11 protein-coding genes and 1 tRNA gene are annotated in these 11548 nt (G+C 67.5%); 5 read left to right on the forward strand and 7 right to left on the reverse strand.

Annotated elements, in window-relative coordinates; all coding sequences use genetic code 11:
* Window positions 1–84 precede the first annotated feature (84 nt).
* The gene (locus HLA95_RS23795) at window positions 85–1323 is read left to right on the forward strand and encodes an adenylate/guanylate cyclase domain-containing protein (protein ID WP_191058177.1); all 1239 of its coding nucleotides are present in this window, start codon (window positions 85–87) and stop codon (window positions 1321–1323) included.
* A gap of 11 nt (window positions 1324–1334) precedes the next feature.
* Here HLA95_RS23795 and HLA95_RS23800 read toward each other — a convergent pair whose 3' ends face one another.
* Window positions 1335–1952, reverse strand: coding sequence for a hypothetical protein (locus HLA95_RS23800; RefSeq protein ID WP_222184760.1), 618 nt, complete (start codon window positions 1950–1952; stop codon window positions 1335–1337).
* A gap of 533 nt (window positions 1953–2485) precedes the next feature.
* Between HLA95_RS23800 and HLA95_RS23805 the strand changes: the two genes are divergently transcribed.
* Window positions 2486–2749, forward strand: a complete 264-nt coding sequence (locus HLA95_RS23805; protein ID WP_191058176.1) for a hypothetical protein — start codon at window positions 2486–2488, stop codon at window positions 2747–2749.
* 110 nt (window positions 2750–2859) lie between these two features.
* Window positions 2860–3099 (forward strand): DUF4170 domain-containing protein, encoded by a 240-nt coding sequence (locus HLA95_RS23810; RefSeq protein WP_191058175.1) that lies wholly within the window; start codon window positions 2860–2862, stop codon window positions 3097–3099.
* A 60-nt stretch (window positions 3100–3159) separates the two neighbouring features.
* Here HLA95_RS23810 and HLA95_RS23815 read toward each other — a convergent pair whose 3' ends face one another.
* Window positions 3160–5802: a valine--tRNA ligase gene (locus HLA95_RS23815; protein WP_222184762.1), complete on the reverse strand. Its 2643-nt coding sequence runs from the start codon at window positions 5800–5802 to the stop codon at window positions 3160–3162.
* A 545-nt stretch (window positions 5803–6347) separates the two neighbouring features.
* Here HLA95_RS23815 and HLA95_RS23820 point away from each other — a divergent pair.
* Window positions 6348–6683, forward strand: a complete 336-nt coding sequence (locus HLA95_RS23820) for a hypothetical protein (RefSeq protein ID WP_191061265.1) — start codon at window positions 6348–6350, stop codon at window positions 6681–6683.
* Between the two features lie 342 nt (window positions 6684–7025).
* Here HLA95_RS23820 and HLA95_RS23825 read toward each other — a convergent pair whose 3' ends face one another.
* The 3 genes from HLA95_RS23825 to HLA95_RS23835 form a co-directional block, all read right to left on the reverse strand.
* On the reverse strand, window positions 7026–7574 hold the full coding sequence (locus HLA95_RS23825; protein WP_222184764.1) for a DUF2497 domain-containing protein: 549 nt from the start codon (window positions 7572–7574) through the stop codon (window positions 7026–7028).
* Between the two features lie 148 nt (window positions 7575–7722).
* Entirely contained in the window at window positions 7723–8052 is a 330-nt protein-coding gene (locus HLA95_RS23830) for a rhodanese-like domain-containing protein (RefSeq protein WP_191061231.1), read from the reverse strand.
* Window positions 8053–8129: 77 nt separating this feature from the next.
* On the reverse strand, window positions 8130–8837 hold the full coding sequence (locus tag HLA95_RS23835) for a protein-L-isoaspartate O-methyltransferase family protein (protein WP_255592201.1): 708 nt from the start codon (window positions 8835–8837) through the stop codon (window positions 8130–8132).
* A 119-nt stretch (window positions 8838–8956) separates the two neighbouring features.
* On the opposite strand from HLA95_RS23835, the gene HLA95_RS23840 reads away from it, so the two are divergent.
* Window positions 8957–9030, forward strand: a tRNA-Cys gene (locus HLA95_RS23840).
* 851 nt (window positions 9031–9881) lie between these two features.
* Here HLA95_RS23840 and HLA95_RS23845 read toward each other — a convergent pair.
* Together HLA95_RS23845 and HLA95_RS23850 are read right to left on the reverse strand one after the other, a co-directional pair.
* Window positions 9882–10769 (reverse strand): YdaU family protein, encoded by an 888-nt coding sequence (locus HLA95_RS23845; RefSeq protein WP_222184766.1) that lies wholly within the window; start codon window positions 10767–10769, stop codon window positions 9882–9884.
* Between the two features lie 449 nt (window positions 10770–11218).
* On the reverse strand, window positions 11219–11548 hold a 330-nt coding region (locus tag HLA95_RS23850; protein WP_222184768.1), incomplete at its 5' end, for an integrase core domain-containing protein.

Genomic DNA, 11548 nt, shown 5'->3' on the forward strand with positions numbered 1-11548 from the left:
CCCTCGCTTCATCCGGGCGACGGCCCGACCATCCCGGATTAGCATGGGCCGCTCGCAAGGGTGCGGCGGCAGGGGTGGCAGACATTGGAGCCGGCAGAGCATGGCCCGGATGACGGGCTGGTCGACCTGATCATCCGGCAGGCCGCCGAGAGCGGGTCGCTGGCAGCGCTGTTCAGCGCGCTGTGCGAGCGTCTGCTCCAGATCGGCCTGCCGGTCTGGCGGACCAGCCTCAGCATGCGCGCGATCGACCCGATCGTGACCGCGAGCTCGCTCTACTGGCATCGGGACAAGGGCCTGGGCGAGCCGGTGCGCTTCGGGCTGGCCGACCGGCCGGCCTACGAGCGCAGCCCGATCGCCCATGTATTGGACAACGGCCTGCCGGCTGCCCGCTGGCGAATCGAGGCCGGGGAAGGCTGCGCGCGCTTCCCACTCCTGGCGGAGCTGCGTGCCACCGGCGGCACCGATTATCTGATGCGGATCGTGGGCTTTGCCGGCCAGGTAGCCCTGCCGGGCATCGCGCTCAGCATCGCCAGCGACCGGCCGGGCGGGTTCACCCTGGCCGAGATCCGGCGGATGGACCGGATGCTGCCGGCGCTGGGCTTGGCCTGCCACCGGTTCGCCCTGGAAGGCACGCTTGCCGATGTGCTGTCGGTCTATCTGGGCCCCCGCACCGCCGGCCGGGTGCTGGCCGGCGAGATCATGCGCGGCACCGGCCGGCGGATTACCGCCGCCATCCTCCTGGCCGACCTGCGCGGCTTCACCGCCCTGTCCGCGCAGGCGGACCCGATGAAGGTGGTGGGCTGGCTGAACGAGCATCTGGAGGCGATGGGGACACCGATCGACGCCGCGGGCGGGGAGATCCTGAAGTTCACCGGCGACGGCCTGCTCGCCGTGTTCACGGCCGATGACGACGGGGCGGAAGCCGCCGCATGCGCGCGGGCCCTGGCAGCGGCCGAAGCCATGCTGGCCGCCACCGCCACCCTGAACCACGCACGGTGCCAGGCGGGGCTGCCGCAGCTCGGGCTGGGCGTGGTGCTCCACCATGGCGAGGTGGTGTACGGCAATGTCGGTGCTGCGCGCCGGCTCGACTTCACGGCGATGGGGCCGGCCGTCAACGAGGCCAGCCGGCTGGAAAAGCTGTGCGGCCGGCTCGGGCGCGAGCTGCTTCTCTCGGGTGCTTTCGCCGTCCACTGCACGCGGCCGCTGCGCCGGATCGGCGCCTTCCGGTTGCGCGGGGTGAATGCGCCGATCGAGGTGCTGGAGCCGGAAGTGCCGCGGGCCCGGGAGCGCGGCGACGCCCCCGGGCCACTCGAGACGGACTGACCGGTTGGTCCCTAGTCGATGCGGCCGAGCGGGCCCTTGCCGTCCGGGAAGGTGCGGGTGCTCAGGATCTGCGGCCCGGCGTCATGCTCGCCGTTGAACGGCGTGACGATGTTCGGGCAGCCGGCCTTCTGCGCATCCTTGGGCGAGTCGAACCAGATGCCCAGATGCAGGGTATGGATGGGCTTGAACGCCGGGTTCTTGTCCGCGTCGGCCTTGTCGACCTTCGGTGCCGGCGCGACATTGGGGGCCACGGCGAAGGTTTCGCGGCTGAACCGGCTGACGAAGGTCTTCTTGGCCACGCCCTTCCAGTTGGTCTCCAGGTCGCCGACATACCAGGACACCCCGAACGGGAAGTTCGGGACCTGGATGACGAAGGCGTCGAACGTGGTGCGTGGCGGCAAGCCGGCGGCGGTGATCGTCATCTGCTCCGCAAAGCCCAGCGACTTGATCGAGACATGCGCCACCGCATGGGGCGCGCACTTCTTCGGCAGGTTCTGCGATCGGACCATCTTGAACTGGGTGGCGCTGTCGGCGTGCGCGGCAGGCGTGGCCAGGGTGGTGGCCAGAAGGGCCAAGCCCGCCAGGGCGATGCCGGAGACGCGGGCGGACCTCGAGTTGTTGCGGGACATGACGAAGCTCCATGCAAATGATGCGACAGATGGAGATGGCTTGACCCCGAGCGTCAGTGGATGGAAGCCAGCGCTTCCAGATGCAGTCTACGCATAGTCGGGGCAGGGACGTCCTGGCCTGCAGGGATGTTGCTGTGCCTGACCAGGCCATTCGGCGTCTGTGGAGTATCTTAGCCGTTTCACCGATGTGTCTTCGTGATCAGGATCACATGCTTTCCGGAAGCAGGTGCCGGCCGGTTTGATAATAATTGGCAGTGGGCTGGGTGTCAGGACAAGGCCACGGACCTGCCGTCGGTAATCCAGTAGGCGCGCTGTAGTCCGGTTGGGCCGGTCAGCAAGTGTCGAATGGTATGATCAGTAGACGATAATATCGACTGATCTGCCACCGACGGCGGCATGGCGACACATCGACCGGAAATATGCTACGTCGAAGTCGGCATAATGGTCGCACCCCATTGATTTACCATGACCGGCATCGGTTCCGCCCGGTATGGTTCCGATCAGGCTCGGCGCGAGCAGTCGGGGGATAGACGATGAGTGGGCTGTTGCTCGGTGACGAGATCGTCGTGAAGTCGATCTGTGCGGCGCCGAACGGGGCCATGCGCCTGACCGACCTGATCTGGACCGGACGGGTCCGACGCATCGAAGGCCTTGTGGTCACGATGAGCGTCCTGACCGAGGGGGGTGCGGAAGTCCTGCTGCAGGCGGACAGCGGCAATCTCGGCCGGGACGACCATGGCCGCTGGCAGGTGACCCTGCCCATGACCCACCGGCTGATGGAGCCGGCCCAGGCCTGAAGCGGACGCGACAGCCGGTCGCAGCGGGCGGGACGGCGTTCCCTTCCGCTGCCCGTGCCTTCAGTCTGACGCGGTCCTGATCACCTGGCACCATCCCCGGGACCGCCACCATGACCAAGCAGCTCCTGCACCTCGTGTTCGGGGGGGAACTGACCGACCCGTCGCAGATCGAGTTCTCGGACCTCGCCAAGCTCGACATCGTCGGGATCTTTCCCAACTACGCCGAGGCGGAGAAGGCCTGGCGCGCCAAGGCCCAGGCCACCGTCGACAACGCGCAGGTCCGCTATTTCGTGGTGCATCTGCACCGTCTGCTCGAGCCCGACCCCAAGCTGGTGACGCCCGTCTCCTGAAGCCGGACCGGCACTGACAGGTGCCGGCCCGGTCGTCTGCGCGGGGCGCAGGCCGAGGGATCAGAGCGCTGCCAGCGCCTTCTCCAGCCGCGCGGCGCGCTGGTCGAGCTCGCCCACGCGCGCCCGGATCTCCTCGACCACGTCCGGGTCGGCCTTGGCGAGGAAGCCCGGATTGCGCAGCCGGCCGGCGGCCGCCGCCGAATCCTTCCTGGCCTTCTCGATCTCCTTGGCCAGCCGCTTGCGCTCCGCGTCCAGGTCGATGGCACTGCCGAGCGGCAGCACGAAGGTCGCCTCGTCCACGACGAGCTGGGCGACGCCGCCCTCGGGCCGCGCCGCATCCAGCGCGATGCTGCCGACCCGCGCCAGCCGCTCCAGGGCCGGGCGGTGGCGCTGCAGGCGTGCGCGGGTAAGCAAACTCGCTTCCTCGACCTGCAGGTCGAGCACTGCCGCGGCAGGAACGTTGACATCGGCGCGCGCCGCACGGATGGCGGAGATGGCCCCGATCAGCCACTCGATCTCGGCAACCGCCTCGGCATCGTTCAGCCCATCCGGCAGCTCCGGCCAGGGGTCGCTGATCAGCCGGCCGTCCGGCGTGCCGAACAGCCGGGCGTGCAGTTCCTCGGTCACGAAGGGGGCCAGCGGGTTCAGGAGCTGGAGCACGTTGGCGAGCACGTAGCCCATGGTCCGCCGGGTCTCCGCCGCGGCCGCCTCGTCGTCCCCGCCCTGGAAGAAGGGCTTGGCCAGCTCCAGGTACCAGTCGCAGAACCCGTCCCAGATGAACCGGTACAGCCCCATCGCTGCGTCATTGAAGCGGTAGGCGGCCAATGCCTCGGTCACCTCGCTCGCGGTGGTGGCGAGCCTGCCCAGGATCCAGCGGTTGAGCTGCTGCCTGGCCGTGCGCGGATCGAAGGCCGGGTCGAGCACGACGCCGTTCAGCTCGGCGAAGCGGCAGGCGTTCCAGAGCTTGGTGACGAAGTTGCGGTAGCCCTGGACGCGGGCCTCGCCGAACTTGATGTCCCGGCCCTGCGCCAGCGAGGCCAGGATGCCGAAGCGCAGCGCATCCGCGCCGTACTGGTCGACCAGGTCGAGCGGGTCGACCACGTTGCCCTTGGTCTTGGACATCTTCTGGCCGGTCTCGTCGCGGACCAGGCCGTGGATGTAGACCGTGCGGAACGGCACGTCGCCCATGAACCAGCAGCCCATCATCATCATCCGGGCTACCCAGAAGAAGATGATGTCGAAGCCGGTCACCAGCACGTCGGTGGGATAGAAGGCCTCGAGCTCCGGGGTCTGCTCCGGCCAGCCCAGCGTGCTGAACGGCCAAAGTGCCGAGCTGAACCAGGTGTCGAGCACGTCGGGATCGCGGGTGAGCTCGACGGCATGGCCATAATGCGCGGCAGCGTCGGCCTCTGCCTGCGCCTCGCTCTCCGCCACGAACACCTGGCCGTCCGGCCCGTACCAAGCCGGGATCCGGTGGCCCCACCAGAGCTGGCGGCTGATGCACCAGGGCTGGATGTTGCGCATCCATTCGAAGAAGGTGTTCTCGTACTGCTTCGGCACGAACACGGTCTTGCCGCTCTCGACCGCCTCGATCGGCTTCTTTGCGAGCGTCGCCGCGTCGCAATACCACTGGTCGGTCAGATAGGGCTCGATCGGCACGCCCGAGCGGTCGCCGTGCGGCACCATGTGCTTGTGCTTCTCGACCTTGTCGAGCAGGCCCGCTTCCTCCATGGCCTGCACGACCCGCTTGCGCGCCTCGAACCGGTCCAGGCCGACCAGTGCGGCCGGCACGCCCTCGCCGGCGATCCTGCCCTCGCGGTCCAGGACCGAGATCTGCGCCAGGCCGTGGCGCTTGCCGACCTCGAAGTCATTGAAGTCGTGGGCAGGGGTGATCTTGACCGCGCCCGTACCCTTCTCGGGATCCGAATATTCGTCCGCCACGATGCGGATCTTGCGGCCGACGATCGGCAGCATGGCGTGCAGGCCGTGCAGGTGGCGGTAGCGCTCGTCCTCGGGGTGCACGGCGACGCCGCTGTCGCCCAGCATGGTCTCGGGCCGGGTGGTCGCGACCGTGATGAACTCGCCGGGCCGCTCCACGATCGGGTAGCGGAAGTGCCAGAGGCTACCGTCGACCTCGGTCTGGACGACCTCCAGGTCGGAGATCGCCGTCTGCAGCTTCGGGTCCCAGTTGACCAGCCGCTTGTCCTTGTAGATCAGGCCCTGGCGGTGCAGCTCGACGAACACCTTGACCACCGCGGCCGAGAGTCCCTCGTCCATGGTGAAGCGCTCGCGCGACCAGTCGGGGCTGGCGCCCAGCCGGCGGAGCTGACGGCCGATCGCCCCGCCGCTCTCCTCCTTCCACGCCCAGACTTCCTGGAGGAAGGCATCGCGCCCCATGGCGCGGCGCTCGTGGCCCTCAGCGGCGAGCTTGCGCTCGACCACCATCTGCGTGGCGATGCCGGCATGGTCCATGCCCGGCTGCCACAGCGCCCGGCGGCCGCGCTTGCGCTCGAACCGGGTCAGCGTGTCCTGCACGGTGAAGGTCAGGGCATGGCCCATGTGCAGGCTGCCGGTGACGTTCGGCGGCGGCATCATCAGGCACCAGGGCTCGCCGTTGCCGCTCGCTACGAAGGCGTCGCGCTCCAGCCACTCGGCATAGAGGCGGGCCTCGACCTCGGTGGGTCGGTAGGTCTTGTCGAGCATCGGCGGAATCCCAATGAGGCCCGGGGCCGGGCAGGAGCGCTCCGCGATTTAGGGGAAAGGAGGCCTGCGAACAAGTCGCCGGGGCGGAAGGCAGCCATCCAGTCCCGGCCCAGCCGCTGCCTGCCGTTCAGGCACGCCGTTCGATCACTTGCGCATAGGTACCCAGCATCTCGGGCACGACCACATCCGTCACGCGTCCGCTGCCCAGGTCGACCATCTGCTGCCGGCTCCGCTCCATCATGCCTCCACCCATGCGACTCCACTCGACGAAGGCCGTCCGGAGACCGAAGCGCGCACCTGCGCGAGCGGGCGTAGCCATCTACGTGAGTGACGCGGCGCATGTCGTCCGAGGGACCGCGGAAGAGGTCGTAGAGGTACCGGTCGGGTCGCTCCGCCCGGAGGAAGTCGGTGCGGCCCCACACCATCATCTCGTCGTTCAGAATGAATAATGCGCCAGCCAGAAGCACGCGACCGCCGACCTGGCGGATCCGTTTCGGCTTCTGCCTTCCTGAGGGGTCGACCCAGAGGAGCGCGTCCATGGGGCGGTGCTGGAAGGCGAGGAGTTCGTGCCGGTTCTGCGTGATCCGTGCGACGTCATCCTCACTGTCGGAGATGTTCAGCCAGAAACCGCGGTCGCCGAAGCCAGCGGCCGAAGCTCGGTAGAACTGGAACCTCGTGATCCGATGTTCCTGTCCGTTGGCAAGATCGAGCGCGAAGAGATCGTAGGCAACGCGGTCGTCAGGATCGTCTTCGAGGAAAGCCGTGGTCCTGGTGTACCGAATCCGTCCTCCTGCCGGATCCATGATCGCAGCCTGATGGAACTCGTCGGGCTTGCCGAGCTTCGCGAAGCCACTTCCGTCGCGCCGGCAGATGCCGGTTGATTGCGGGCGTTCGGCCAAGCATCGACGGTGGTACTGGATGCCTGTGCTGGTCGAAAAGTCCCAGGTGGCCGGGCGCGCCGGCAGGGCAGGATCGTCGTCGCCCTCAAGCACGAACAGCAGCTTCTCGCGATCGATCAGCCAGGGGACGTGGACAAGGCTCGAATCGGCATAGCCGGGCGGCCGATAGGCGCAGCCGGCCAGGAAGGCTGCGCCACCTGCCGCTCCCGACCGCAAGGCATGTCGTCTGGTGAGCATTCGTCGCCGTTCCGAACCGGGCCGATCACCGGCCTTCCGGTGGAACGAAGCATAGAGCCCGGTCGTGAAGACGACGTTAACGCCGCATCACTGCAGCTCGGCGCGGCGCACCAGCTTCTTGACCTCGTCCTCGACGATCCGCTCGACCAGGGCCGGGAGGTTCTTGTCGAACCACTCCTTGAGCATCGGCTCCAGCATGCTGACCAGGAGCTGCTCGACGGTGAGGCCGGCAATCGGCCGTGGTGTCTCCGGGGGCGGCGGCGTGGCGGCACGGGCCAGCTTGCTGAGCGCCGCGGCGCTGCTGGCCGCGGCGGCGCTGGAAACGAGCGGGTTCGGTTCGGCCAAGGGCGGCTCCTGGGAAGCTGCGACTGCCGGGCTGGGCTCGGGCCGATGGGCAGGGGCGGGCGGCGGCGCCTCCGTCGGGCGGACCGGGGCCGGATGGAACTCCGGCCGTGGCCGCGGCTCGTCGATCCGCTCCGTCAGCTCCAGCACGTCGTCGCCGGCCGGCTCGGGCCGCCCGGATTGCTCCGTCAGGGGCCGCGGCGGCACGTCGTCCTCCTCGGCGATGATCCTGCGGATGGAGGACAGGATCTCCTCCATCGACGGCTCGGGCACGTCCTTCTTCGGCTCGCTCATCCTGTCCTCACGTCGGGTGCGGCCGTCCGGCACGGCTGCAACCGGGCAGCCAGCGCCGCCATGCCGGCATGGTAGATTCGGATCGGGTCATGGCGCAACCAGGCGGCGAGTTGCGCCTCAATCTTCACCCGATGGTGGCGCCGGTGCCTCAGTAGCTCTGCCAGCTCGGGTCGATCCGCTCGGCCCAGGCGAGCACGCCGCCGGAAAGGTTGCTGACATCGTCGCGGCCCTGCGCCCGCAGCCACTGGGTGACCTGCATGCTGCGGGCGCCCGAGCGGCACACCACCACAATCGGGCGGTCGGCCGGCAGCTCGGCCAGGCGTGCCGGCAGGCTGCCCATCGGGATGTCCAGACTGTCCGGGAAGCGGCAGATCGCCAGCTCGCGGGGCTCACGGACATCGAGCAGCACCAGCGCATCCGGGCCTGCCCGGAGCCGGGCCAGTTCCTCGACCTCGATGGCGAGCGGTCGGGCAGTCATCGATCGGTCCCTGTCGCTGCGAGGGGCACGGGCCGCCGGACCGGGTGGAGCGGCCATCCGGTCCGTCAGCCTGTCCCTCAGAAAGTGAAGGCCGGTGCCGGGCGCAGCTCCGGCACTTCCGGGGCAGCCGCGTCATACGGGGTGACCATCCCGAAGGCCTGGCCGACCCGGGTGATCACCGCGGCCTTGCCGGCGCGGCCGGACTGCAGGACCGTCGCTAGGCGGCCACCCTCGGCGAGCTGTGCCTTCAGCTTCTCCGGTACAACGCTGACCGCGCCGGCGATCAGGATCACGTCGAAGGGTGCCTGCGCCGGATGGCCCTCCGCCGGGTCGCCCACCACCGGCACGGCATTGTCGCAGCCGATTTCCGCGAACACCTTCTCGGCCTGGGCCAACTGCTCGGCATCGGCGCCCAGGCAGAACACGGTGCTGGTCAGCCGGCCGAGCACGGCGGCCGAATAGCCGGTGGTGCAGCCGATCACCAGGGCGACATCCGAGGGGCGGACCGCCGCCGCCTGCAGGAGCTTGCCCAGCACCAGGGGCTCGATCAGCCGCCGGCCGTCGCCCAGCACGATGTCCTCGTCGCCGTAGGCCACGCCCTTGAGCGCCCGGGGCAGGAACGCCTCGCGCGGCACTTGGCCCATCGCCTGGAGCAGCCGCTCGTCATCGATGGCACTCGGCCGGAGCTGGGCTTCGACCATCATGTGGCGGCGGGCGGCGAAGTCGTTCATGCAAGCACCCAGAATCTCGTCGAGTCCGGGCCGGTGCCGGACGAGGCGGCTCATAGCAAGCAGGGCCCCCGTCTGTCGATCCGCTGTGCCGGGCGGCCAGTCATTCCCATTCGCCGGGATGCGCCACGTCCGCGTTGACCGCGCCCGCACCTCTGCCTAGAACCTGCTCCGCCGGCCGGATAGCAAAGTGGTAATGCAGCGGACTGCAAATCCGCTATCGGGGGTTCGATTCCCCCTCCGGCCTCCACTTTCTCTCGTTAACCCGTTGAGATAGCTGGGTTGTTCAAGCCTGATTGGCTGATGGTCCCCTCAGTGGTCCCAGCAATTGAGTGCGAACAAGGCTGGCGCGTTGTCGCGGGCTCTCTTTCGCCTACTGCTCGGCGCTCGTAAGAAAATTCGAGCGGGAGGAGTTTCGGTCGGTCCCGGCGTTCGCCCATTGTGGCGATTTTCTGTCTTATGCCGGCATGCCCGAGATCGCCTGCACCATCTGCTGAGTTCAGGGCAGATCCTCTGCGCGCAGCGCCGAGCGTGGATTGTGCCCCGCTCTCCATCTCGCAGTTCTTCGTCCCGACGTGCTGCCGGAGCATCGCGTTCCCGGAGTCAATGGCTGGAGCATGCTGAGGCTCTAGCGCCAAAGCTGTTCTGTACCACGCCCATTGGCGCGTAGAACCGGCGTGCAACCCTTCTGCGGCGGCATGACGCATGATCCTGATTGATTTTTTTCGACTCCAGTGGAATCTTAGTCTGCGGGATGCTCGATAAGGCATTTACCGCGGTTGTTCAGAAGTTGTGGATCTCCAACTATAATAACGTCTTCCAATCTGTAAGATCAGAATAGTTTATTGAGGGTCATATGGCAGAAGCTGTTCAAGAACATCGCGAACGACAGGCTGCGCGTGGCTACAAGCGAGTGGAACTGTCGGTCCGCGGTGAGGATACAGAGCTTTTTCGCCGGCTAGCGAGGCTTCTAGCGATCGATGGCGCCAAGGCTGATCGGCTACGCACTATTCTAAATGATGCTGCTCCGGCCAGGCCGCGGGTAACGTTTCAGGAGTGGATGGCGTCCTGATCACGATGCTCGAGCGATTGGCGCCGCCGCTACCTGCTGCGCCAATGCCGCTCGTTCCACCGCCAAGAACAGATCCCGTGTATCCCGCCCGTCGCCCAGCCGCTCCACATCCCCACCAGCCCCTCCGGCCCCACCCGCGCCAGCAGCGCGTCGTATCGGGCCCGGCTCTGCGTCGCCAGCAGCGCCCCGGCACTGAGCCGCGCCAGCTCGATCGGCTCAGCCGGCGCCGCTGGTTCACTTGACGGCGCGACATCCTGCCACCGCCGCTGCTCCAGCCAGTTCGCCGGGTGCGGGATGAACCGGTCCTGCGTGTCCTCGGCCTTCCAGGCAGCCGCAGCCGCCTTCACGGCTGCCAGCAGCCCATCAGTTTCCGCCTCGGCCCGGGCCCGCTGGTAGGCCTCCAGCGTCGCCCTGCGGCCGATCTTCCGGGGATGGGCTTGCCACCAGACCTCGAACTCTGGGAGCACACGCTCGTCCCCCGGGAGGGGGACTGTAGGGGGTGATTCTTTGGTTTTGGTATTTGGTTTTGGATAGGGGGCCGTTTGCTCCTCGGTTGCTGGAGCGGCCTCGTGCTCCACCAAGGGTTTAGTTGCCCGAGCCTGCCGCGCGGCCTTGGCGCGTTTCTCCGAAATCGCTCCGAGCTTTTCGCGAACAGATTGCTGCTTCTTCTGTGTCCAGATCCCGTCCCGGATCCGCCAGAAAGGCGCCAGGATCGGCCGTAGGCGCTTCCTCCAGCGATCGGGCGTGACCTTGGCCACACGTGCGAGGAAGGTGTCATCACCGCGCAAGGAACAGCCCGGTGAGCGCCAGGCGGCGAACAGGAGGAGCAGGTAGGCACCGTGCTCCTCAGTGGTCAGGTGGGTTGTGTCGGCGAGATAGGCGTCCGTGTAGAACGACATCGCCGGGAAGTCGGCCATGATGTTTCCCCATGCGCCATGGATCACCGGCGGCAAGAGCCGCGGCGGGATCAACAGGGCGCGGATGACAGGGACGGCCGCCCCGGAGTCCGAGGCGGCCTGCTGAGTTCTGCATCGACCAGACCGCCTGCAGGTTAGGCGGCGGTCTTCTTGGGTTCGCCGAAACTCGACGCCCATGCAGTGCGCGATGAACGCGCCTGCATCGGCTTTGATAAACCGGTTCACCGGGAAGGTCTGCAGAACTTTCGGTCTACAACCGCTTAGAAGGCGGTAGGTCGAGCATGCCCGTCGGCGGCAGGCTGGACGCGCTGCCAGGGGCCCTGCATCGGGTGGCACTCATCCTTCCGCTCCCTTTCAGGTGCGGGCGCGTTTCTTGATCATCACCGGCGGCGGCCGGATCGACACCACCTCGCAGCGCCCCTGGATCACCCCGGTGAGCCGTGCCTCGATCAGCTCGACGTCGCGATCCTCATGGTGTGGTGTGACGGATCGAGCCTGAACCGGTCGGGCTCTTTTGCCCAGACCTGGCAGATGAATTCGTAGGGGGTCAGGCCGCGCAGGGTCTTGAGCCGGCGGGCGTGGTTGTAGGCGTCCACGAACAGCTGCAGATGGACCCGGAGCTGTTCATGGCTGTCGTAGTGGTAGCGCTTGACGGTAGCGTCCTTGATCGTGCGGTTCATGCGCTCGACCTGGCCGTTGGTCCAAGGGTGGTTCACCTTGGTCAGGCGGTGCTCGATGCTGTGCTCTGCGCAAACCCGGTCGAAGATGTGGACGAAGGC

The organism is Geminicoccus harenae, assembly GCF_019800005.1.
In the GTDB taxonomy this organism is placed as follows: domain Bacteria; phylum Pseudomonadota; class Alphaproteobacteria; order Geminicoccales; family Geminicoccaceae; genus Geminicoccus; species Geminicoccus harenae.

What these genes read in the sequence shown, in the direction of transcription:
- HLA95_RS23800 (WP_222184760.1), bottom strand. Translation starts at nt 1,952, where the DNA reads ATGTCCCGCAACAACTCGAGGTCCGCCCGCGTCTCCGGCATCGCCCTG.
- HLA95_RS23805 (WP_191058176.1), top strand. Translation starts at nt 2,486, where the DNA reads ATGAGTGGGCTGTTGCTCGGTGACGAGATCGTCGTGAAGTCGATCTGT.
- HLA95_RS23810 (WP_191058175.1), top strand. Translation starts at nt 2,860, where the DNA reads ATGACCAAGCAGCTCCTGCACCTCGTGTTCGGGGGGGAACTGACCGAC.
- HLA95_RS23815 (WP_222184762.1), bottom strand. Translation starts at nt 5,802, where the DNA reads ATGCTCGACAAGACCTACCGACCCACCGAGGTCGAGGCCCGCCTCTAT.
- HLA95_RS23825 (WP_222184764.1), bottom strand. Translation starts at nt 7,574, where the DNA reads ATGAGCGAGCCGAAGAAGGACGTGCCCGAGCCGTCGATGGAGGAGATC.
- HLA95_RS23830 (WP_191061231.1), bottom strand. Translation starts at nt 8,052, where the DNA reads ATGACTGCCCGACCGCTCGCCATCGAGGTCGAGGAACTGGCCCGGCTC.
- HLA95_RS23835 (WP_255592201.1), bottom strand. Translation starts at nt 8,837, where the DNA reads ATGAGCCGCCTCGTCCGGCACCGGCCCGGACTCGACGAGATTCTGGGT.
- HLA95_RS23845 (WP_222184766.1), bottom strand. Translation starts at nt 10,769, where the DNA reads ATGGCCGACTTCCCGGCGATGTCGTTCTACACGGACGCCTATCTCGCC.